General features: G+C 34.4%; 26 protein-coding genes and 1 riboswitch. Of the genes, 25 read left to right on the forward strand and 1 reads right to left on the reverse strand.

What is annotated here, in order from left to right; translation table 11 throughout:
• Window positions 1-36: 36 nt before the first annotated feature.
• The 23 genes from rho (at window position 37) to fabZ (ending at window position 19,042) form a co-directional block, all read left to right on the forward strand.
• On the forward strand, window positions 37-1,353 hold the full coding sequence (gene rho, locus HMPREF3154_RS10715) for a transcription termination factor Rho (RefSeq protein WP_023351347.1): 1,317 nt from the start codon (window positions 37-39) through the stop codon (window positions 1,351-1,353).
• 118 nt (window positions 1,354-1,471) lie between these two features.
• Window positions 1,472-1,729, forward strand: a complete 258-nt coding sequence (locus HMPREF3154_RS10720; RefSeq protein ID WP_002435494.1) for a type B 50S ribosomal protein L31 — start codon at window positions 1,472-1,474, stop codon at window positions 1,727-1,729.
• Window positions 1,730-1,948: 219 nt separating this feature from the next.
• Window positions 1,949-2,548 (forward strand): thymidine kinase, encoded by a 600-nt coding sequence (locus HMPREF3154_RS10725; RefSeq protein ID WP_023351348.1) that lies wholly within the window; start codon window positions 1,949-1,951, stop codon window positions 2,546-2,548.
• Window positions 2,548-3,624 (forward strand): peptide chain release factor 1, encoded by a 1,077-nt coding sequence (gene prfA / locus HMPREF3154_RS10730; protein ID WP_002435511.1) that lies wholly within the window; start codon window positions 2,548-2,550, stop codon window positions 3,622-3,624. Before HMPREF3154_RS10725 ends, prfA begins: the two co-directional genes overlap by 1 nt.
• The gene (gene prmC, locus HMPREF3154_RS10735) at window positions 3,611-4,447 is read left to right on the forward strand and encodes a peptide chain release factor N(5)-glutamine methyltransferase (RefSeq protein ID WP_023351349.1); all 837 of its coding nucleotides are present in this window, start codon (window positions 3,611-3,613) and stop codon (window positions 4,445-4,447) included. Before prfA ends, prmC begins: the two co-directional genes overlap by 14 nt.
• 176 nt (window positions 4,448-4,623) lie before the next feature.
• Entirely contained in the window at window positions 4,624-5,667 is a 1,044-nt protein-coding gene (locus HMPREF3154_RS10740) for an L-threonylcarbamoyladenylate synthase (protein WP_030062760.1), read from the forward strand.
• On the forward strand, window positions 5,664-6,080 hold the full coding sequence (locus HMPREF3154_RS10745) for a low molecular weight protein arginine phosphatase (RefSeq protein WP_023351351.1): 417 nt from the start codon (window positions 5,664-5,666) through the stop codon (window positions 6,078-6,080). The genes HMPREF3154_RS10740 and HMPREF3154_RS10745 overlap by 4 nt, the downstream gene beginning before the upstream one ends.
• 111 nt (window positions 6,081-6,191) lie before the next feature.
• A complete protein-coding gene (locus HMPREF3154_RS10750; RefSeq protein WP_023351352.1) occupies window positions 6,192-6,716 on the forward strand; it encodes a TIGR01440 family protein in 525 nt (174 codons plus the stop codon).
• A gap of 25 nt (window positions 6,717-6,741) precedes the next feature.
• Window positions 6,742-7,980 (forward strand): serine hydroxymethyltransferase, encoded by a 1,239-nt coding sequence (gene glyA / locus HMPREF3154_RS10755; protein ID WP_023351353.1) that lies wholly within the window; start codon window positions 6,742-6,744, stop codon window positions 7,978-7,980.
• Window positions 7,981-8,008: 28 nt separating this feature from the next.
• Window positions 8,009-8,638 (forward strand): uracil phosphoribosyltransferase, encoded by a 630-nt coding sequence (gene upp / locus HMPREF3154_RS10760; protein ID WP_002435776.1) that lies wholly within the window; start codon window positions 8,009-8,011, stop codon window positions 8,636-8,638.
• A gap of 23 nt (window positions 8,639-8,661) precedes the next feature.
• Window positions 8,662-9,795 carry a non-hydrolyzing UDP-N-acetylglucosamine 2-epimerase gene (wecB, locus tag HMPREF3154_RS10765; RefSeq protein ID WP_030062761.1) on the forward strand — a complete coding sequence of 378 codons (1,134 nt, stop codon included), beginning with the start codon at window positions 8,662-8,664 and terminating at the stop codon, window positions 9,793-9,795.
• Window positions 9,796-9,959: 164 nt separating this feature from the next.
• Entirely contained in the window at window positions 9,960-10,310 is a 351-nt protein-coding gene (locus tag HMPREF3154_RS10770; protein ID WP_002453711.1) for an ATP synthase subunit I, read from the forward strand.
• A 26-nt stretch (window positions 10,311-10,336) separates the two neighbouring features.
• Window positions 10,337-11,065, forward strand: a complete 729-nt coding sequence (gene atpB, locus HMPREF3154_RS10775) for a F0F1 ATP synthase subunit A (protein ID WP_023351355.1) — start codon at window positions 10,337-10,339, stop codon at window positions 11,063-11,065.
• Between the two features lie 44 nt (window positions 11,066-11,109).
• The gene (atpE, locus tag HMPREF3154_RS10780; protein WP_001048816.1) at window positions 11,110-11,322 is read left to right on the forward strand and encodes a F0F1 ATP synthase subunit C; all 213 of its coding nucleotides are present in this window, start codon (window positions 11,110-11,112) and stop codon (window positions 11,320-11,322) included.
• A gap of 94 nt (window positions 11,323-11,416) precedes the next feature.
• Window positions 11,417-11,932, forward strand: a complete 516-nt coding sequence (locus tag HMPREF3154_RS10785) for a F0F1 ATP synthase subunit B (protein ID WP_023351356.1) — start codon at window positions 11,417-11,419, stop codon at window positions 11,930-11,932.
• Window positions 11,932-12,471 (forward strand): F0F1 ATP synthase subunit delta, encoded by a 540-nt coding sequence (locus HMPREF3154_RS10790; RefSeq protein ID WP_023351357.1) that lies wholly within the window; start codon window positions 11,932-11,934, stop codon window positions 12,469-12,471. The genes HMPREF3154_RS10785 and HMPREF3154_RS10790 overlap by 1 nt, the downstream gene beginning before the upstream one ends.
• A 22-nt stretch (window positions 12,472-12,493) precedes the next feature.
• Complete coding sequence (gene atpA, locus HMPREF3154_RS10795) at window positions 12,494-14,005, forward strand: F0F1 ATP synthase subunit alpha (RefSeq protein WP_002435859.1); 1,512 nt, start codon at window positions 12,494-12,496, stop codon at window positions 14,003-14,005.
• Window positions 14,006-14,086: 81 nt separating this feature from the next.
• Window positions 14,087-14,953, forward strand: a complete 867-nt coding sequence (gene atpG / locus HMPREF3154_RS10800) for an ATP synthase F1 subunit gamma (protein WP_002435866.1) — start codon at window positions 14,087-14,089, stop codon at window positions 14,951-14,953.
• A 21-nt stretch (window positions 14,954-14,974) separates the two neighbouring features.
• Window positions 14,975-16,387, forward strand: a complete 1,413-nt coding sequence (gene atpD / locus HMPREF3154_RS10805) for a F0F1 ATP synthase subunit beta (protein WP_002435865.1) — start codon at window positions 14,975-14,977, stop codon at window positions 16,385-16,387.
• Between the two features lie 19 nt (window positions 16,388-16,406).
• On the forward strand, window positions 16,407-16,811 hold the full coding sequence (locus HMPREF3154_RS10810; protein WP_002435826.1) for a F0F1 ATP synthase subunit epsilon: 405 nt from the start codon (window positions 16,407-16,409) through the stop codon (window positions 16,809-16,811).
• Between the two features lie 140 nt (window positions 16,812-16,951).
• Window positions 16,952-17,185: a DUF1146 family protein gene (locus HMPREF3154_RS10815; protein ID WP_002453705.1), complete on the forward strand. Its 234-nt coding sequence runs from the start codon at window positions 16,952-16,954 to the stop codon at window positions 17,183-17,185.
• A gap of 109 nt (window positions 17,186-17,294) precedes the next feature.
• Window positions 17,295-18,560, forward strand: a complete 1,266-nt coding sequence (murA, locus tag HMPREF3154_RS10820; RefSeq protein ID WP_002435807.1) for a UDP-N-acetylglucosamine 1-carboxyvinyltransferase — start codon at window positions 17,295-17,297, stop codon at window positions 18,558-18,560.
• 44 nt (window positions 18,561-18,604) lie between these two features.
• Entirely contained in the window at window positions 18,605-19,042 is a 438-nt protein-coding gene (gene fabZ / locus HMPREF3154_RS10825; RefSeq protein ID WP_023351358.1) for a 3-hydroxyacyl-ACP dehydratase FabZ, read from the forward strand.
• An 80-nt stretch (window positions 19,043-19,122) separates the two neighbouring features.
• On the opposite strand, the gene HMPREF3154_RS10830 is transcribed toward fabZ, so the two are convergent.
• Window positions 19,123-19,566: a YwpF-like family protein gene (locus HMPREF3154_RS10830; protein WP_002435823.1), complete on the reverse strand. Its 444-nt coding sequence runs from the start codon at window positions 19,564-19,566 to the stop codon at window positions 19,123-19,125.
• A gap of 190 nt (window positions 19,567-19,756) precedes the next feature.
• Here HMPREF3154_RS10830 and HMPREF3154_RS10835 point away from each other — a divergent pair, with 190 nt between their 5' ends.
• The gene (locus tag HMPREF3154_RS10835) at window positions 19,757-20,152 is read left to right on the forward strand and encodes a single-stranded DNA-binding protein (protein WP_023351359.1); all 396 of its coding nucleotides are present in this window, start codon (window positions 19,757-19,759) and stop codon (window positions 20,150-20,152) included.
• 394 nt (window positions 20,153-20,546) lie between these two features.
• Window positions 20,547-21,272, forward strand: a complete 726-nt coding sequence (locus HMPREF3154_RS10840) for a transglycosylase family protein (protein WP_023351360.1) — start codon at window positions 20,547-20,549, stop codon at window positions 21,270-21,272.
• A gap of 119 nt (window positions 21,273-21,391) precedes the next feature.
• Window positions 21,392-21,490: riboswitch (TPP riboswitch) on the forward strand.
• Window positions 21,491-21,542 lie beyond the last annotated feature (52 nt).

The following is a 21,542-nucleotide window of genomic DNA, read 5'->3' on the forward strand; positions in this document are numbered from 1 at the left end:
TCGCAATATAAAAAATAATGAAATGGGTGCAAGTCTATGCCTGAAAGAGAACGAACATCTCCTCAGTATGAATCTTTCCACGAATTATACAAAAACAACACTACTAAAGAGCTCACTCAAAAAGCCAAATCTTTAAAATTAACAAATTATAGTAAATTAAATAAGAAAGAGTTAGTTTTAGCTATCATGGAAGCTCAAATGGAGAAAGATGGCAATTACTACATGGAAGGTATCCTTGATGATATCCAACAGGATGGGTATGGTTTCCTTAGAACCGTTAACTATTCTAAAGGTGAAAAGGATATATATATTTCTGCAAGTCAAATCCGACGTTTTGAGATCAAACGTGGAGACAAAGTAACTGGTAAAGTACGTAAACCGAAAGATAATGAAAAATATTATGGGTTACTTCAAGTCGATTTTGTGAATGATCAAAATGCAGAAGAAGTTAAAAAACGCCCTCATTTCCAAGCGTTAACGCCGCTTTATCCGGAAGAAAGAATTTTATTAGAAACGCTTCCGACTAATTATTCAACTCGAATTATGGATTTAGTGACGCCGATTGGTTTAGGGCAACGTGGTTTAATTGTAGCGCCACCTAAAGCAGGTAAAACAAGTTTATTAAAAGAGATTGCTAATGCGATTGCTACAAATAAACCTGAAGCTCAACTTTTTATTTTACTAGTAGGTGAACGACCTGAAGAGGTAACTGATATTGAACGTTCAGTTGAATCTGCGGAAGTAGTGCACTCCACTTTTGATGAACCGCCAGAACATCATGTCAAAGTAGCAGAATTATTATTAGAACGTGCTAAAAGATTAGTTGAAATAGGTGAAGATGTTATCATCTTAATGGATTCTATTACACGTTTAGCACGTGCTTATAACCTTGTAATCCCACCGAGTGGACGTACGCTATCTGGTGGTTTAGACCCTGCTTCACTGCATAAACCTAAAGCATTTTTCGGTGCAGCAAGGAACATTGAAGCAGGTGGTAGTTTAACCATATTAGCTACTGCACTTGTTGAAACTGGTTCAAGAATGGATGATATGATCTACGAGGAATTTAAAGGTACAGGTAACATGGAATTACATCTTGATCGTAAATTATCAGAACGCCGTATCTTCCCAGCAATTGACATTGGTCGTAGTTCAACACGTAAAGAAGAATTACTTATCTCGAAAGCTGAACTTGACTCATTATGGCAATTACGTAACTTGTTCACAGACTCTACAGACTTTACTGAACGTTTTATTCGCAAGTTAAAACGCTCTAAAAATAATAAAGACTTCTTTTCACAATTACAAAAGGCAGCAGAAGAAAGTACAAAGACAGGTAAACCAATTATCTAAGTTATCTTTGATAAAGGGTTGCGTTTTGATTTGATAACTATTATAATTACACAGTATTGGGTAAAAAACTCACAAATAACTCTGTTCCAGATGGTTCAGGGCAAAGGAGCTGAAAGAAATGAAACAAGGAATTCATCCTGAATACCACAAAGTTATCTTTTTAGATACTACTACAAACTTTAAATTCTTAAGTGGTTCTACTAAAACATCTTCAGAAACTATGGAATGGGAAGATGGAAATGAATACCCAGTTATTCGTTTAGACGTATCATCTGATTCACATCCATTCTATACTGGGCGTCAAAAATTCGCCGCTGCGGATGGTCGTGTGGAACGCTTCAACAAAAAGTTTGGTTTCAAATCAAACAACAACTAAATTTGAATTTCAACTGTCTACGTATCCATATAGGGAATGTAGACAGTTTTTTTATTTTTTAACCCTTTATTATGTTAGTAGATTTTGTTTTTACTTAATTTGTTTGTAAAATGAGAGTATCGTCGTTTAATTTAGAATAATACTTTGAAAATGCATTTAACTACTCATAAAATATGATATAATTAAGCGATTATGTTTTGAAAAAAGGTGGAACTCTCAATGTATGAAACGTACCATTCCGGATGGATTGAAACAATTACTGGAAGTATGTTTAGTGGTAAATCAGAAGAGTTGATTCGTCGTTTAAGACGAGGGATTTACGCGAAACAGAAAGTCATTGTTTTTAAGCCAGCTATTGATGATCGTTACCATAAAGAAAAGGTCGTCTCACACGATGGTAATGAAATTGAAGCGATAAATATTTCTACGTCAAGAGAAGTTTTAAACCAAGATTTAGACAATGTAGACGTTATCGGAATAGATGAAGTGCAGTTTTTTGATGGTGAAATAGTAAATATTGTAGAACAACTGGCTAAAAATGGTCACAGAGTTGTTGTTGCAGGTTTAGATATGGATTTTAGGGGAGAACCTTTTGAACCTATGCCGAAATTATTAGCTGTTAGTGAACAAGTGACTAAATTACAGGCGGTTTGTGCTGTATGTGGGTCACCTTCTAGCCGTACACAAAGATTAATCAATGGAGAGCCAGCTAAAATAGATGACCCAATTATATTAGTTGGTGCGAATGAAAGTTACGAACCACGTTGTAGAGCACATCATATTGTGGCTCCAAGTGAAAATGAGAAGGAGGAAATGTAGTGTTTGATCAATTAGATATAGTAGAGGAACGATATGAACAATTAAATGAGATGTTAAGCGACCCTGATGTCGTGAATGATTCAGATAAACTTAGAAAATATTCAAAAGAACAAGCTGATTTACAAAAAACTGTTGAAGTTTATCGTAGTTATAAATCTAAAAAAGAAGAACTTGAAGATATTGAAGAAATGTTAAAAGAAACTTCAGATAAAGAAGAAGTGGATATGCTTAAAGAAGAGAGTGCGTCTTTAAAAGCTGAATTACCTGAAATGGAAGAAGAACTTAAAATCTTATTAATTCCTAAAGACCCAAATGATGAAAAAGACGTTATCGTTGAAATCCGAGCAGCTGCAGGTGGTGACGAAGCGGCCATATTTGCTGGGGACTTGATGAGGATGTATTCTAAATATGCTGAAGCATATGGTTTTAAAACTGAAATTGTTGAAGCTTCTGAAAGTGACCATGGTGGTTATAAGGAAATTAGTTTTTCAGTATCAGGTAGTGGAGCCTATAGTAAATTAAAATTTGAAAACGGTGCTCACCGAGTTCAACGTGTACCAGAAACTGAATCAGGTGGCCGTATACATACTTCTACGGCAACAGTAGCTGTATTGCCAGAAGTAGAAGATGTTGAGATTGAAATTCGTAACGAAGATCTAAAGATTGACACGTACCGTTCAAGTGGTGCGGGTGGTCAGCACGTTAACACAACTGACTCAGCAGTACGTATTACCCACTTACCTACTGGTGTTATTGCAACGTCATCAGAAAAATCACAAATTCAAAACCGTGAGAAAGCGATGAAAGTCTTAAAAGCACGTTTATACGATATGAAGTTACAAGAAGAACAACAAAAATATGCGTCACAAAGAAAATCTGCTGTAGGTACAGGTGACCGTTCAGAACGTATCAGAACATATAACTATCCACAAAGTCGTGTGACTGATCATAGAATTGGCTTAACGCTACAGAAACTTGGTCAGATTATGGAAGGTAATTTAGATGAAATCATAGACGCACTTACTCTATCTGAACAAACTGAGAAATTGAAAGAACTTAATAATGGTGAACTATAAAGATAAACTTCAAGAGGCTATTCAATTAACATTAGATAAAGGGTATGAGCAGACTAGGGCAGAATGGCTACTGTTGGACCTTTTTAAATGGTCACGAACAGACTATCTTATCCATCGTGAAGAACAGATGTCTCAAGCTGATATAGCAAAATTTGACCTAGCTCTACATAGAATGTTGAGTGGTGAACCTATTCAATATATCGTAGGCTTTCAATCTTTTTACGGCTATAACTTCGAGGTAGATAATAATTGTCTAATCCCTCGTCCTGAAACTGAAGAAGTGATGCTTCATTTTCTAAATCAATGTCATCATCAAGATACAGTTGCCGATATTGGTACAGGAAGCGGTGCGATTGCTATTACACTTAAGTTGCTTAAGCCAGATTTAAACGTTCTCGCTACAGATTTATATGAAGATACACTGAATGTTGCACGCAATAATGCAACATTACATCAGCAAGAAATTCAATTTCTTCAAGGAGACGCATTGAAACCTCTAATTGATAATAATATTAAAGTTGACGGATTAATTTCTAATCCACCTTATATTGATGAATGTGAAGCAAGAGATATGGATGATACTGTACTTAAATATGAGCCTCACCATGCTCTGTTTGCTGAAAATGAAGGCTACGCCATCTATGAGGGTATTTTAAAAGATTTACCACAAGTAATGAAAGAACAAGGACATGTCGTGTTTGAAATTGGATATAATCAAGGCAACCAACTAAAAGCATTAATTAATTCTATGTATCCTGACAAGTTAGTCAAAGTTATTAGAGATATTAATGGTAATGAACGCATCGTGTCATTCAAATGGTAAAGAATTCATGAGATTATAATGCGTTTTTTTGTGAAATTAAATGTATCTTTATATGCGGATTAAGTTTTAAACATAATTAAAAATGAATGGGTGGAACTTCAACTTCAACAATAATGAACTGAATTGAGTTCCACTCTTTTTAAATTCATAATATAGATAAGAAAGAGGTGAAAATGGTGAATACTCAAATATGGGATCTTAGAAAATATGAAGAGAATGTAGTTAAATATCCTAAGTTAAACGAGATTAAAGAGACATTATTAAATGATGGATTAGTAGCGATTCCTACAGAGACAGTTTATGGGCTTGGTGCGAACGCAAGAAATGAACATGCGGTAAGAAAAATATATGAAGCTAAAGGACGTCCTTCTGATAATCCTTTAATCGTTCATATACATCAAAGGGAGCAACTTGAAGAGTTTGTAGATGGAATTGATGAACGTGTTTCAAAATTAATGGATGTCTTTTGGCCTGGACCAATTTCATTTATTTTACCTCTTAAAACAGGTTATTTATGTGAAAAAGTTACAGGCGGATTAAACTCTATTGCAGTTCGTATGCCAAGTCATAAAATAGGGCGGGCGTTACTTCAATATATTGACGAACCTATAGCTGCACCAAGTGCCAATTTAAGTGGTAGACCTTCACCTACAAAGTTTGATCATGTTTTTCAGGATTTAAACGGAAAAGTGGACGGAATTGTTAATGGGGATCAAAGTGAAGAAGGTCTTGAGAGTACAGTGTTAGATTGTACTCAATATCCTTTTAGAATAGCACGCCCAGGTTCTATAACCACTTCAATGATAGAACAAGTTTTACCGGGGAGTATTCAAAAGGCTAATTATTTTGAAAAGGACAAACCTATTGCTCCTGGGATGAAATATAAACATTATTCGCCAGATACGCCACTAACAATTGTTGAAAATTTAACTCACAAAATTGATAATAATGAAAAATGGAATGATGTAGTATTTATTTTTCCTATTAGTATGAAATATTTATTGCCTGAGAATGCTCAATTTATTCCACTATGTGATGATGAGCAAGATATTAAAGGGGCAAACCATAATTTATATAGTGTATTGCACTCTATAGATAGCTCTAATGATATTAAACACGCTTATATTTATAGTTTTGAAAAAAAGGATCAGTCTGAAGCGATTATGAATAGAATGTTGAAAGCAGCAGGTAATGAAGTGATAGAAGGTGACGAATTATGAAATTAATATTTGTTTGTACAGGTAATACGTGTAGAAGTCCGTTAGCTGAAAGTATTGCTAAGAAATTGTTGCCAAACGATGACATTCAATCACGTGGTTTATTTGCTATGGAAGGGCAAAAAATCTCTAAAGAATCATTACAATTGATTCATAGCTATCATCTACCTAAGCCTTCAAATGCTCAACAATTTACTTTGGAAGATTTAGAAGCAGATTTAATTCTCACAATGTCTCCTTCACATAAAGATTTAATTAAGTCTCAATACGGTCAATATTCAAATGTGTACACGATAAATGAGTATGCAGGTATTGAGGGGCATATAGAAGACCCATTTGGATGTTCTTTTGAAGTATATGAAAAAACTTTTCAAAATATCTACGATTTATTGAAAAAAATTGAAATGAATCGATAACAGAGTAAATTATATATAATTAGTATATGTTAAGCTTTAAATAAGTTATAATAAAGGGGTATAGTAAGTTTGCTATGTTCCTTTTTATTATATTCAAAGGGGTGGGTTTCATTGCGTGATTTACAAAAGCTACTTATTGAATTAAAAGATATGTCATTCTTTAAGAAAGGCGAATTGTGTATTGTCGGTTGTTCAACATCTGAGGTCATTGGCGAACGAATTGGTTCAGTTGGATCATTAGAGATAGCTAAAGAGATTTTTGATGCTTTGAAACAAATTGAAGAGGATACAGGTGTGTCATTTGTCTTTCAAGGATGTGAACATATTAATAGAGCAATCACGATTGAAAGAGCAGATTTTAACCCACTGTCTATGGAAGAGGTAAATGTAGTTCCAGATGTACATGCAGGTGGTAGTTTATCAACGTATGCCTACCAACATATGGATAATCCAATGGTTGTAGAACATATCAGTGTACCTAAAGGTATTGACATTGGCCAAACATTAATTGGTATGCATATCAAGCATGTATGTGTTCCAGTCAGAACAAGCGTTAAACAAGTTGGAGAAGCTATCGTTACCATAGCGACATCACGACCTAAGAAAATTGGTGGCGAACGTGCTAAATATCAATAATTTAATGAAAGAAGGGGAATTATTTATGTCTTACATTGAAAAACAGGATAAAGTGATTTTTGAAGCAATTCAAAAGGAGTATGACCGTCAAAATAGTAATATCGAATTAATTGCATCTGAGAATTTTGTGTCTGAAGCTGTTATGGAAGCTCAAGGTTCAGTATTGACTAATAAGTATGCCGAAGGTTATCCAGGCCGTCGTTATTATGGTGGTTGTGAATATGTTGATGTTTCTGAAACAGTAGCAATTGATCGTGCTAAAGCACTTTTTGGCGCTGAACATGTTAATGTACAACCTCACTCTGGTTCACAAGCCAACATGGCTGTTTATTTAGTTGCTCTTGAGATGGGAGATACTGTTCTAGGTATGAACTTAAGTCATGGGGGACATTTAACTCATGGATCTCCAGTTAACTTTAGTGGTAAGTTTTATAATTTCGTTGAATACGGAGTTGATAAAGAAACGGAATTAATTAACTATGATGAAGTACGCAAACTTGCACTAGAACATAAACCTAAATTAATTGTAGCGGGTGCCTCTGCTTATTCTAGAACTATTGATTTTAAAAAGTTCAAAGAAATTGCAGATGAAGTAGGTGCTAAATTAATGGTGGATATGGCTCACATTGCTGGATTAGTTGCAGCTGGTTTACATCCAAATCCTGTTGAATATGCTGATTTTGTCACTACTACTACACATAAAACTTTACGTGGCCCTCGTGGAGGTATGATTTTATGTAAAGAAGAATATAAAAAAGAAATTGATAAGACAATTTTCCCTGGAATTCAAGGTGGCCCACTAGAACACGTAATTGCAGCGAAAGCAGTAGCATTTGGAGAAGCATTACACAGTAACTTCAAATCATATCAACAACAAGTGATTAAAAATGCTCAAGTTTTAGCTCAAACATTAATTGATGAAGGATTCAGAGTGGTTTCAGGTGGTACTGATAATCATTTAGTTGCAGTTGATGTTAAAGGTTCTATTGAGATTACAGGTAAAGTCGCTGAAGAGACTCTTGATAAAGTAGGTATTACTTGTAATAAAAACACAATTCCTTTCGATCAAGAAAAACCATTCGTTACAAGTGGAATTAGATTAGGCACACCAGCTGCAACTACACGTGGATTCGATGAATCAGCATTCGAGGAAGTGGCAAAAATTATTAGCTTAGCTTTAAAACATACTGACGATGAAGCTAAACTCAATGAAGCTAAAGAAAGAGTGCACGCCCTTACTTCAAAATATCCATTATATGAATAATAGAGAAACACATTGGAGGAAATTATAAATGAGTAAAGTACATGTTTTCGATCATCCTTTAATACAGCATAAACTAAGTTATATTAGAGATGCTCATACCGGTACAAAAGAGTTTAGAGAACTAGTTGATGAAGTAGGTATGTTAATGGCTTATGAGGTGACTAGAGATTTAGAATTACAAGATGTTGAAATTCAAACACCTGTAACTAAAATGACAGCTAAACGACTAGCGGGTAAAAAATTAGCTATAGTGCCAATTTTAAGAGCAGGATTAGGAATGACTGATGGTGTTTTAAGTTTAGTTCCTTCAGCAAGAGTAGGTCACATTGGCTTATATAGAGATCCAGAAACACTTAAAGCAGTAGAGTACTTTGCTAAACTACCTCAAGATATCGATGAAAGACAAATTATCGTTGTAGACCCTATGTTAGCGACTGGTGCTTCAGCAATAGAAGCCATTTCATCACTGAAAAATCGTGGTGCGAAAAATATTCGTTTTATGTGCTTAATTGCTGCACCAGAAGGTGTGGAAAAGATGCAAGAAGCTCACCCAGACGTAGATATTTATATCGCGACACTTGATGAAAAATTAAATGACAAAGCTTACATCACACCTGGATTAGGGGATGCTGGTGACAGATTATTTGGTACTAAATAATAGATTCGGAGATAGATAGTTTGATGAAAAAAATTATGACCATCTTCGGGACAAGACCTGAAGCTATTAAAATGGCACCACTCGTAAAAGCATTAGAAAAAGATGCTGAATTAGAACCCGTCGTTGTTGTTACAGCTCAACACAGGGAAATGCTTGATTCAGTATTAAATACATTTGATATAACACCTTGTCATGATTTGAATATTATGAAATCTGGGCAGACTTTGTCTGATATTACATCAAAATCGATGGTTCTTTTAGAAGAAGTAATTAAAAAAGAATCACCAGATATGGTACTAGTACATGGTGATACAGTTACTACGTTTTCTGGGTCACTAGCAGCTTTTTATAATCAATTACCTATTGGTCATGTTGAAGCTGGGTTAAGAAGTTATGATAAGTATTCTCCTTTTCCTGAGGAGATGAATAGACAAATGGTTGGGGTAATGGCAGACTTGCATTTTGCCCCAACTTTTAATGCAGCTAAGAATTTGCTTGATGAAGGCAAATCATCTAACAATGTGGTAATAACTGGTAATACAGCGATTGATGCTATGAACTATACAATTAATGAAAATTATACTTCTCAAATCATCGATAAACATCGTAACAAGAAATTTATTTTATTAACTGCTCATAGAAGGGAAAATATAGGTCAACCTATGATTAACGTGTTTAAGGCAGTTAGAAAATTAATTGATCAGTATGAAGATTTAGCATTAGTATATCCAGTTCACATGAATCCGAGAGTTAGAGAACTCGCTGAAGCGTATTTAGGTCACCATGATCGTATAGAGTTAATTGAACCTTTAGATGTGATAGACTTTCATAATTTTGCTAAGCACGCTTACCTAATTATGACTGATTCTGGAGGAATACAAGAAGAAGCTCCATCTCTACATAAACCTGTACTCGTATTGAGAGATAGTACAGAGAGACCTGAAGGGGTAGAAGCAGGTACTTTAAGGGTTATTGGTACTAATGAGGACTCTGTTTATGAGGAAACTAAGCGTCTTTTAGACGATAAACAGCTTTATAAACATATGAGTGAAGCAAACAATCCCTATGGAGATGGGAATGCAAGTAATAGGATAGTAAATCATATTAAATATTATTTTGGATTAATTAGTGATAAACCCAATCATTTTGAAAAATAAAAAGTTTGTTACGTTACTTTTTGTGAATATTTTGTGACAAAAATGCCGTAAATTTTAACAAGACTTTGAATAGAATTGACACCATACAATAGGCTATATTATCATTTAGATTGTATGAGTGGAACGGTTTACATGATTGGTATAAGACACTCGGAGGCATATAGATGAGTCGTTTCTACATCATTTTTAAACAATATATCCAATATTATCTTTATCTCTTAATAGTATTAGGAATATTGTATCTAATTATACCCCGACCTTTTATTTTAGGATTAATGATAGGAACATGTGGTTCTTTGGTTAATACATACATCTTTGAAAGTTATTTAGCAAAGGCACAACAACAAGATGCTATACATATTTCAACGGGCAATATATGGAGATATCTTGTAGCAATCATTGCGTGTTTGTTATGGTTTTTCTTCAAAGACCACATCAATATCATAGGTGTATTAATTGGTTTAATGATTTCTTATATTGTAATCATATTACGCCCTCTACTTAAAAGGGAGTAAAAATTAAATAAGAAAGAGGTGAGTTTATGGATCACAAATCCCCACTCGTCAGTTGGAACGTGTTTGGATTCGATATTGTCTTTAACATGGCAAGTGTTATGATGGTGCTCATTACGGCGATTTTAGTTTTTATCATAGCTTTAATATGCACGCGTAATCTTAAAAAACGACCAACTGGAAAGCAAAACTTCATTGAATGGGTATTTGATTTTGTAAGAGGCATCATAGAGAGTAACATGGCTTGGAAAAAAGGTGGAAACTTTCACTTTTTAGCAGTGACATTAATTTTGTTCATCTTTGTAGCCAATATGCTTGGGTTACCGTTTGCTATTGTTACTAAAGATCACTATCTATGGTGGAAATCACCGACAGCTGACGCAACGGTAACTCTTACGTTATCTACAACTATGATTCTACTAACGCATTATTACGGTATTAAAATGCGTGGGCCTAAAGCATATGCAGCCGGATACTTTAAACCTTTCTGGCCACTTGCAATCATTAATGTATTTGAGGAGTTTACATCTACATTAACTTTAGGTTTACGACTATACGGTAATATCTTTGCTGGTGAATTATTACTTGGTTTACTGGCAGGACTATTTGTAGACCATTTATCATGGGGTTGGATTATAAGTATTCCAGGATTAATCGCTTGGCAAGCGTTCTCAATATTCGTTGGTTCAATCCAAGCGTATATCTTCATCATGCTTTCAATGGTTTATATGTCACATAAAGTGGCAGATGGACATTAAATTAATTTAATAATTATATACAATTCTTAGGAGGAAAATTTATTATGAATTTAATCGCAGCGGCAATCGCAATTGGTTTATCAGCATTAGGTGCAGGTATCGGTAACGGTCTTATCGTATCTAGAACAGTTGAAGGTGTAGCACGTCAACCAGAAGCACGTGGTCAATTAATGGGTATCATGTTCATTGGTGTTGGTTTAGTTGAGGCTTTACCTATCATTGGTGTTGTAATTGCGTTCATGACATTTGCTGGATAAGACATATTAAGGCGAGGCCTGTACAAGGCTATCGCCGTTCGTTTTGTTTTTTATAGCTTAGTGATTATATCTACGAAAGGAGTGTCATGAGCCCGTGACTGCAACAGCTAATATGTTCGTTTTAGGTGCAGGAGTCGAATGGGGAACAACATTAGTTACACTTGCCACATTCGTAATTCTTCTTGCGCTATTGAAGAAATTTGCTTGGGGTCCATTAAAAGAAGTAATGGACAAACGTGAGCGAGACATCAATAAAGATATTGATGATGCTGAACAAGCTAAAATCAACGCTCAAAAACTTGAAGAAGAAAACAGAAAGACACTTAAAGAAACTCAAGATGAAGTTCAAAGAATCTTAGACGATGCTAAGGTTCAAGCACGTAAGCAACATGAAGAAATTATTCATGAAGCTAATGTAAGAGCTAACGGCATGATTGAGACTGCTCAAAGTGAAATTAACAGTGAAAAAGAACGTGCACTTGCTGATATTAATAATCAAGTATCTGAACTATCAGTATTAATCGCATCTAAAGTTCTTAGAAAAGAAATTTCAGAGCAAGATCAAAAAGATTTAGTTGAAAAGTATTTAAAAGAGGCAGGGGATAAATAATGGTAAAGGTAGCAAATAAATATGCCAAAGCATTATTTGATGTCTCTAATGATACAAATCAATTAGATGTAGTTTATGAAGATTTAGAAACAATCAGCCATTCATCTTTCGACTATATTAAAAGTTTAAAAGCAATTGATAGTAATCCTTCATTAACTGCAGATGAGCGTAAATCATTCGTTAATGAAGTATATAGTGGTGCAAATCAATACGTCGTTAATACGCTAAAAGTTTTAGCTGATAATCGTCATTTATCATTAATTGAAGATGTATTTAGAGCTTTTCAAAGTTTATATAATGCGCACCATAACCAAGACTTTGCAATTGTAGAATCTACTTATGAATTAAATGAAGATGAATTAGCAAGAATAGAACAATTGATTAAAGATCAAACACATTTATCTAGAGTAATTGTTAGCACTAAAATCAATCCAGATTTAATTGGTGGATTTAGAGTTAAGGTCGGCACAACTGTTATGGATGGTAGCGTTAAGAATGACCTTGTTCAATTACAAAGAAAATTTGAAAGAGCTAATTAATATTTAAAGAGGAGTGACATAGATGGCCATCAAAGCTGAAGAAATCAGTGCATTACTTCGCTCACAGATTGAAAATTATGAGTCTGAAATGTCCGTAACTGATGTTGGTACTGTACTTCAAATTGGTGACGGTATCGCATTAATTCACGGATTAAACGACGTTATGGCTGGTGAGCTAGTAGAATTCCACAACGGCGTATTAGGTTTAGCACAAAACCTTGAAGAATCAAATGTTGGTGTGGTTATTTTAGGACCATACAACGATATTAGTGAAGGTGACGAAGTTAAACGTACAGGCCGTATTATGGAAGTACCAGTTGGAGACGAATTAATTGGAAGAGTCGTTAATCCACTTGGTCAACCTATTGATGGACAAGGTCCTATCAATGCAACTAAAACACGTCCAGTTGAGAAAAAAGCAACTGGTGTTATGGATCGTAAATCAGTTGATGAACCATTACAAACAGGTATCAAAGCAATTGACGCTTTAGTACCAATTGGTCGTGGTCAACGTGAGTTAATCATTGGTGACCGTCAAACTGGTAAAACAACTGTTGCTATCGATTCAATCTTGAACCAAAAAGATCAAGATACAATTTGTATTTACGTAGCTATTGGTCAAAAAGATTCAACAGTACGTGCAAATGTTGAGAAATTAAGACAAGCAGGCGCTTTAGATTACACAATCGTTGTTTCTGCTTCTGCAGCTGATCCAGCACCATTACTTTATATCGCACCATATTCAGGTGTAACTATGGGTGAAGAATTCATGTTTAATGGTAAACATGTTCTTATCGTATATGATGATTTAACTAAACAAGCAGCAGCTTATCGTGAATTATCATTATTATTACGTAGACCACCAGGTCGTGAAGCTTACCCAGGTGACGTTTTCTACTTACATAGTAGATTATTAGAAAGAGCAGCGAAGCTTAATGATGAATTGGGTGGCGGTTCAATCACTGCTTTACCTATTATTGAAACGCAAGCTGGTGACATTTCAGCTTATGTCCCAACAAACGTTATTTCAATTACTGATGGACAAATTTTCTTACAATCAGATTTATTCTTCTCTGGTGTAAGACCAGCTATTAATGCTGGACAATCAGTATCTCGTGTTGGTGGTTCTGCTCAAATTAAAGCTATGAAGAAAGTAGCAGGTACGCTACGTTTAGACTTAGCTTCTTATCGTGAGTTAGAATCATTCGCACAATTCGGTTCTGATTTAGATGAATTTACTGCTCAAAAATTAGAACGTGGTAAACGTACTGTTGAAGTATTAAAACAAGACCAAAACCACCCTCTACCAGTTGAATATCAAGTTTTAACAATTTATGCATTAACTAAAGGTTATTTAGATGATATTCCAGTAGAAGATATTACTCGATTTGAAGACGAATTAAACCACTGGGCAGATGCAAATGCAACTGACTTATTAAATGAAATCAGAGAAACTGGTGCATTACCAGATGCTGATAAATTTGATTCTGCTATTACAGAATTCAAAAAAGGTTTTAGTAAATCAGAACAATAATTCTTAATTGAAAAATTGTAACTGCAAATATGAGAGTACATTTTCAACGTTAATACTCTAATTAAAAAAGGTGGTGAGATAATGGGCTCTCTAAAAGAGATTGATAATCGAATAAAATCGACTAAAAAGATGAAGCAAATCACTAAGGCGATGAACATGGTTTCTAGTTCTAAATTGCGTAGAGCAGAAAAGAATACGAAGCAGTTCAGACCTTATATGGAAAAAATGCAAGATGCTATTACTGCAGTAGCAGGTGCTAATAGTTCTTCTAACCATCCTATGCTTAAAGCTAGAGATGTAAAACGTAGTGGTTATTTAATCATTACTAGTGATAAAGGACTTGCAGGTGCTTATAGTACAAATGTATTAAAACGTTTAGTGAATGATATTAAAGCGAAACATAATGACAGTAGTGAATACAGTATTATTGTTTTAGGTCAACAAGGTGTTGATTTCTTTAATAATAGAGGTTATGAAATCGAAAGTTCTTTAGTTGACCTTCCGGATCAACCTTCATTTAAATCAGTTCAAGCGATTGCTAAGCACGCAATTGATTTATATAGCGAAGAAAATATTGATGAATTAACAATTTATTATAGTCACTATGTTAGTGTTCTTGAAAATAAACCAACAACTAAGCAAGTATTACCATTATCTCAAGAAGATTCTAGCCAAGGTCATGGTCAAATGTCATCTTACGAATTTGAACCTGACAAAGAATCTATTTTAAGTGTTATTCTACCGCAGTATGTCGAAAGCTTAATCTATGGAACTATTTTAGATGCTAAAGCAAGTGAACATGCTTCACGTATGACTGCAATGAAAAATGCTTCTGATAATGCGACTGAACTTATTGATGATTTATCATTAGAATATAATAGAGCGAGACAAGCAGCGATCACTCAACAAATCACTGAAATTGTTGGTGGTTCAGCAGCTCTTGAATAATATTAAAAGGAGGAAATCAACATGGGAATTGGCCGTGTAACTCAAGTTATGGGTCCAGTAATCGATGTTCGTTTTGAACATAATGAAGTTCCTGATATTAACAATGCCTTACACATCGAAGTTCCTAAAGAAGATAGCACACTTCATTTAACTTTAGAAGTTGCACTTCAATTAGGTGATGATGTAGTACGTACAATCGCAATGGACTCAACTGACGGCGTTCAAAGAGGTATGGAAGTTAAAGATACAGGTAAAGATATTAGCGTACCTGTTGGTGATGCAACTTTAGGAAGAGTATTTAACGTATTAGGAGAAACAATCGATTTAGATGAAAAGATTGATGATTCAGTACGTCGTGATCCTATTCATAGACAAGCACCTGGCTTCGATGAATTATCTACTAAAGTAGAAATCTTAGAAACAGGTATCAAAGTAGTAGACTTATTAGCACCTTACATTAAAGGTGGTAAAATTGGATTATTCGGTGGTGCCGGTGTTGGTAAGACAGTTTTAATCCAAGAACTTATCAATAATATCGCTCAAGAGCATGGTGGTATTTCAGTATTCGCCGGTGTTGGTGAACGTACACGTGAAGGTAACGACCTTTACTATGAAATGAGCGATAGTGGTGTAATTAAGAAAACAGCGATGGTATTCGGTCAGATGAACGAGCCACCTGGTGCTCGTATGCGTGTTGCATTATCAGGTTTAACAATGGCAGAATATTTCCGTGATGAAGAAGGCCAAGACGTATTATTATTCATTGATAATATCTTCAGATTCACACAAGCTGGTTCTGAAGTTTCAGCATTACTTGGACGTATGCCTTCAGCCGTTGGTTATCAACCAACACTTGCTACTGAAATGGGTCAATTACAAGAACGTATTAGTTCAACTAATAAAGGTTCTGTTACTTCAATTCAGGCGGTATTCGTTCCAGCCGATGACTATACAGACCCTGCGCCAGCAACTACATTCGCTCACTTAGATGCGACAACTAACTTAGAGCGTAAATTAACTGAAATGGGTATTTATCCTGCGGTTGATCCATTAGCTTCTACTTCTAGAGCGTTAGAACCATCAATCGTTGGTCAAGACCATTACGATGTAGCTCGTGAAGTTCAGTCTACTTTACAAAAATACAGAGAATTACAAGATATTATTGCAATTCTTGGTATGGATGAGTTATCAGATGAAGATAAACAAACTGTAGAACGTGCTCGTAGAATTCAATTCTTCTTATCACAAAACTTCCACGTAGCTGAGCAATTCACTGGTCAAAAAGGTTCTTATGTACCAGTTAAAACAACAGTATCAGATTTCAGAGATATCTTAGATGGTAAATACGATCATATTCCTGAAGATGCTTTCCGTTTAGTAGGTAGTATGCAAGACGTAATTGAAAAAGCCAAAGATATGGGTGTTGAAGTCTAATAATTAGGAGGTATGGATAATGAATACATTAAGCCTAAATATTGTCACTCCTAATGGTTCTGTCTACGAACGAGAAGATGTAGAACTAGCTGTATTACAAACAACAGCTGGTGAAATGGGTATCATGAGTGGACACATTCCAACAGTTGCCGCATTAAAAACTGGCTATGTTAAAGTTAACTTTCATAATGGTAACGAATATGTAGCAGTTAGTGATGGTTTTGTTGAAGTTAGACAACATAAATTATCAATTATCGTCCAAACAGCAGAAACTGCTAGCGAAATCGATGTTGAGAGAGCTAAATTGGCTAAGTCGAGAGCAGAATCACATTTAGAAGATGATGATGATAACAGTGACATTAATAGAGCCAAAAGAGCGTTAGAACGAGCTAATAACCGTTTACGTGTGGCTGAATTAAAATAACTAAAAAGGTTCGAGGCGTTATATACGCTTCGAACCTTTTTTTATTAAATATTTTAATTTCACAATCGGAATTATTAAAGTATCTTTATTAAGTTATTTCGTGTACAATGTTATACAGTAATCTTACGAAGGAGTAGAACATGGATTATCTTGGTCAATTTGCAATTGTACACCTTATCTTACATGTAATATGTATCTGTATAGCCTATTGGGCTCTAAACTCTGTTAGATTAGATCAATTTTTTAAAAAAGGTTATGCATTACAAGTGCAAATTTGTATGATATTTGTAGCTATTTTAATAGGTACATCGGTAAGTAATTTTATTGTCGATTTATTACAATATTCAACTCAAGTTAAGTATTTATTAAAGTAATTCAAAAACTGTTATTTATATCTAAAACTGGATATAATTATAAAATGAATATTAACTTATTAATCAGGGAAATGAATAAGTAATAGGAGTTATAAGTGGAGGATTTAAGATGGATAAAATAGTAATTAATGGTGGAAACCGATTAACAGGTGAAGTTAAAGTTGAAGGTGCAAAAAATGCTGTATTACCAGTATTAACAGCTTCTTTATTAGCTTCAGAGGGGCAAAGTAAACTTGTTAACGTTCCAGCTTTAAGTGATGTAGAGACGATAAATAATGTTTTATCAACACTTAATGCAGATGTTTCATATAATAAAGAAGAAAATGCAGTTAAAGTTGATGCTACTCAAAAATTGAATGAAGAGGCTCCATATGAATATGTGAGTAAAATGAGAGCGAGTATTTTAGTAATGGGGCCATTACTTGCTAGACTCGGACATGCAATTGTAGCGTTACCTGGTGGTTGTGCAATTGGTAGTAGACCGATTGAACAACATATCAAAGGATTTGAAGCACTAGGAGCCGAAATTCATTTAGAAAATGGTAATATTTATGCTAATGCTAAAAATGGATTAAAAGGTACTCAAATTCATTTAGATTTTCCAAGTGTAGGAGCAACACAAAATATTATCATGGCAGCTTCACTTGCATCAGGTAAATCAATTATTGAAAATGCTGCTAAAGAACCAGAAATTGTAGATTTAGCCAACTATATTAATGAAATGGGCGGTAAAATTACTGGTGCTGGAACAGATACAATCACTATACACGGTGTTGATAAATTACATGGTGTAGAACATTCAATCATTCCAGATAGAATTGAAGCGGGAACATTATTAATCGCCGGTGCAATCACACGTGGAGATATCTTTGTTCGAGGTGCCATCAAAGAGCATATGGCAAGCTTAGTATATAAACTTGAAGAGATGGGGGTTAATTTAGACTTCAAAGAAGACGGTATTCAAGTTTCTGCTGAAGGTGACTTAAAGCCTGTTGATGTAAAAACATTACCACATCCAGGTTTCCCAACTGATATGCAATCACAAATGATGGCTTTATTACTTACAGCAAATGGGCATAAAGTTATTACTGAAACGGTCTTTGAAAATAGATTTATGCATGTAGCCGAGTTTAGAAGAATGAATGCAAATATTAATGTTGAAGGTAGAAGCGCTAAAATTGAAGGAAAAAGTCAATTACAAGGCGCGCAAGTTAAAGCTACAGATTTAAGAGCTGCAGCAGCATTGATCTTAGCAGGTTTAGTTGCAGATGGTACTACACAAGTTACTGAACTTAAGCATTTAGATCGAGGTTATGTAAATTTACACGGAAAATTAAAAGACCTTGGTGCAGATATTAAGCGTATTAATGATTAAATCATTTTTAAACATCAAAGTTTACATTTCGGAGGTTTAATATAATGGAAACAATTTTTGACTATAATCAAATTAAACAAATTATCCCTCATAGACAACCGTTCTTATTAATTGATAGAGTTGTTGAATATGAAGAGGGAAAACGTTGCGTGGGTTTAAAGCAAGTTTCTGGTAATGAACCATTTTTCCAAGGGCATTTTCCTGAATACGCAGTAATGCCAGGTGTATTAATAACTGAAGCACTAGCTCAAACTGGAGCCGTAGCGATGTTAAACAATGAAGAGAATAAAGGTAAAATAGCTTTATTCGCTGGTATTGATAAATGTCGTTTCAAAAAACAAGTGACACCTGGTGATACGTTAATGTTAGAAGTAGAAATTACTAAAATTAAAGGACCAATAGGTAAAGGTAGTGCGAAAGCTACAGTCGATGGTCAACTTGCTTGTAGCTGTGAACTAATATTTGCTATTCAAGATGCTTAAACTATTCCATATTATAAAAGGAGTGTATCAAGAACTAATTAAAATGAATTAGTTCCTTTTACACTCCTTTTTTTATTTATTTAATTTCTCTCGAATTTTTCTTCTTTTAGTTTAGGTTTAGATTGCATCATTCGATTAAAGGTCTTCTTGAGCTCTTCACCAGTTAAACCATCATCTACCAATTCCTCTAGCAAGCTTTCGGCATAGACTTGTCGTAACGTATAAATATGACATTCAAAAACAACAGACATTGATTTTTTAAAATTAGCGACATTTTTAACCGTAGCATCAAATAAAGCTGGATCATTTGCAGGTCTAGTGATGACTACTCTAATATCTAATAATTGTTTATCATCCATATATGTTTTAAATGTTTCATAGTGCTCATTTGAAATAACAATCTCAAGTAACCAGCCTGTTCCACTACCTTCTTTATTTATAATAACGCCATCTTCGATTTCATATTCTGAAACGCCACCATTCTCATTTACAATTTGAAACCGAACAGCCTTAAATGTTTTCATTATTTCACATCCCAATTGTTTTTTAAATATACAATAAATTAAATTATAAGCAGTTATGAACTTAATTAATGATTATTTTCTTTAAATATATCAAAAACATACTACAAATAGCTATCATTTTAAGGGTATTTGTAATTTTGACCAAATTATAACCCGTCAATTATTATGTATTACAAGAAGGAGGTGACACATGTTAAACAAAATAGTAATAGTAGGAAGGTTGACTAAAGATGCTCAAATTTATGAGAAGGAGGATAATAAGGTCGCAACATTTTGTGTAGCAACTGAAAGAAATTACAAAGATGAAAATAATGAAATATCAAGTGATTATTTATTGTGTAAAGCTTTCGGCAAAACAGCAACCAATATCGAAAAATATACTAGTCAAGGTACATTAGTAGGTATAACAGGACAAATGCGTTCAAGAAAATATGAAAAAGAAGGACAAACGCATTTTGTAACCGAACTATATGTAGAAACAATTAAATTTATGTCTCCAAAAACTAAACATAATGAAATCCTCTCTCAAAATCAATACGATGAAGACACTTATCATTCAGACGACATTGAAATTATTAATATCTAAAAATTAATTCTCTCCCTAAACTCCATCCTATTTTTAATAAAAATTAAATTATCCTTTTCTTTCAATTATACTCAAGCGACCTACTTTGATCGGCCAATATTAAAGTAAGGTCGCTTTTAATATTTAAGTCATCAATCATTCAATCAACTTATAATTATCTGACAGATTTCAATTATATTACAAACTTGTTTAAGAATCGATACAATCTCAAAACTGTCATGACAGTTTTGAGTAGAAATTTAATTCCAATTATATTTAATATTCATTGTAATTCGAGTGTAAAAAAGAGCTTGTTTTTTTTATTTCACTGTAACCTACACTGTTTATACAGATGTTAGAGTAGTACTTGTAAATTAGTTAAGAAAACAAATCACTTTTAGGAGGATTTTTAATAATGAAAAAGACAATTATTGCATCATCATTAGCAGTAGGATTAGGCGTTGTAGCAGGTAATGCTGGACACGACGCACACGCAAGTGAAGCAACAAACGTTGATAAAGCAGAATTAGCTCAAAAAGCTCAATCAAATGACCAATCATTAAACGAAAGCCCTATCCAAAAAGGTGCTTATAACGTAAACTTTGATTACAATGGTTTCAATTATCACTTTGAATCAAATGGTACTCACTGGAGCTGGAACTATGCACAAAATGGTCAAGCTACTCCACAACAAGATGTAAGCAACCAAACTTCAGCTGCCCAAGTAAGTTCACAACAACAAACTAGCCAAGCTCAACAAGCTCAACCAGAACAAACTTCTGCTCCACAAACTGAGCAAACTCAACAACCACAAGCTAAAGCAACTACTTCTTACAGTGCACCAACTAACAACACTGCAAGTAGTCAAGCTTCATCAAACCAAGCTTCAAGTGGTTCATCAGTAAACTTAAATTCACACTTAAAACAAATTGCTCAACGTGAATCAGGTGGCGACATCCACGCTATCAACCCTTCAACTGGCGCAGCTGGTAAATTCCAATTCTTACAATCAACTTGGGATTCAGTAGCTCCAGAACAATATAAAGGTCAATCTCCAGCTAACGCTCCTGAAAGCGTACAAGACGCTGCAGCAGTTAAATTATACAACACTGCAGGCGCTAGCCAATGGGTAACTGCATAATTTAAATATATGATTATTAACCATCTTCTCAATATGAGAAGATGGTTTTTTTATTTAGAAGCACATTTAATTGATTTAGTGAGAGTCGTTTGATAATGTAATTATTGAATTAAATAAATATTAACTACTAGGGGAGCCACAAGGCTGAGATGATATGATTCAGACCCTTATAACCTGATTTGGTTAGTACCAACGTAGGAAAGTAGTCTTTATCAAATAAGCATCGCTATGCCCAGATTTAGCTACTTTTCATTGTTGGAAAGTAGTTTT

This window comes from Staphylococcus sp. HMSC06C11, from assembly GCF_001808345.1.
GTDB classification, from domain to species: Bacteria; Bacillota; Bacilli; order Staphylococcales; family Staphylococcaceae; genus Staphylococcus; species Staphylococcus capitis.

Excerpts from the sequence above, each read along its gene's own strand:
- atpD (WP_002435865.1), top strand. The coding sequence starts at position 14,975 with ATGGGAATTGGCCGTGTAACTCAAGTTATGGGTCCAGTAATCGATGTT.
- rho (WP_023351347.1), top strand. The coding sequence starts at position 37 with ATGCCTGAAAGAGAACGAACATCTCCTCAGTATGAATCTTTCCACGAA.
- prmC (WP_023351349.1), top strand. The coding sequence starts at position 3,611 with ATGGTGAACTATAAAGATAAACTTCAAGAGGCTATTCAATTAACATTA.
- HMPREF3154_RS10810 (WP_002435826.1), top strand. The coding sequence starts at position 16,407 with ATGAATACATTAAGCCTAAATATTGTCACTCCTAATGGTTCTGTCTAC.
- HMPREF3154_RS10830 (WP_002435823.1), bottom strand. The coding sequence starts at position 19,566 with ATGAAAACATTTAAGGCTGTTCGGTTTCAAATTGTAAATGAGAATGGT.
- upp (WP_002435776.1), top strand. The coding sequence starts at position 8,009 with ATGAGTAAAGTACATGTTTTCGATCATCCTTTAATACAGCATAAACTA.
- murA (WP_002435807.1), top strand. The coding sequence starts at position 17,295 with ATGGATAAAATAGTAATTAATGGTGGAAACCGATTAACAGGTGAAGTT.
- HMPREF3154_RS10815 (WP_002453705.1), top strand. The coding sequence starts at position 16,952 with ATGGATTATCTTGGTCAATTTGCAATTGTACACCTTATCTTACATGTA.
- glyA (WP_023351353.1), top strand. The coding sequence starts at position 6,742 with ATGTCTTACATTGAAAAACAGGATAAAGTGATTTTTGAAGCAATTCAA.
- atpA (WP_002435859.1), top strand. The coding sequence starts at position 12,494 with ATGGCCATCAAAGCTGAAGAAATCAGTGCATTACTTCGCTCACAGATT.
- fabZ (WP_023351358.1), top strand. The coding sequence starts at position 18,605 with ATGGAAACAATTTTTGACTATAATCAAATTAAACAAATTATCCCTCAT.
- HMPREF3154_RS10840 (WP_023351360.1), top strand. The coding sequence starts at position 20,547 with ATGAAAAAGACAATTATTGCATCATCATTAGCAGTAGGATTAGGCGTT.
- HMPREF3154_RS10725 (WP_023351348.1), top strand. The coding sequence starts at position 1,949 with ATGTATGAAACGTACCATTCCGGATGGATTGAAACAATTACTGGAAGT.
- HMPREF3154_RS10720 (WP_002435494.1), top strand. The coding sequence starts at position 1,472 with ATGAAACAAGGAATTCATCCTGAATACCACAAAGTTATCTTTTTAGAT.
- wecB (WP_030062761.1), top strand. The coding sequence starts at position 8,662 with ATGAAAAAAATTATGACCATCTTCGGGACAAGACCTGAAGCTATTAAA.
- atpG (WP_002435866.1), top strand. The coding sequence starts at position 14,087 with ATGGGCTCTCTAAAAGAGATTGATAATCGAATAAAATCGACTAAAAAG.
- HMPREF3154_RS10770 (WP_002453711.1), top strand. The coding sequence starts at position 9,960 with ATGAGTCGTTTCTACATCATTTTTAAACAATATATCCAATATTATCTT.
- atpB (WP_023351355.1), top strand. The coding sequence starts at position 10,337 with ATGGATCACAAATCCCCACTCGTCAGTTGGAACGTGTTTGGATTCGAT.
- HMPREF3154_RS10835 (WP_023351359.1), top strand. The coding sequence starts at position 19,757 with ATGTTAAACAAAATAGTAATAGTAGGAAGGTTGACTAAAGATGCTCAA.
- HMPREF3154_RS10790 (WP_023351357.1), top strand. The coding sequence starts at position 11,932 with ATGGTAAAGGTAGCAAATAAATATGCCAAAGCATTATTTGATGTCTCT.
- HMPREF3154_RS10745 (WP_023351351.1), top strand. The coding sequence starts at position 5,664 with ATGAAATTAATATTTGTTTGTACAGGTAATACGTGTAGAAGTCCGTTA.
- atpE (WP_001048816.1), top strand. The coding sequence starts at position 11,110 with ATGAATTTAATCGCAGCGGCAATCGCAATTGGTTTATCAGCATTAGGT.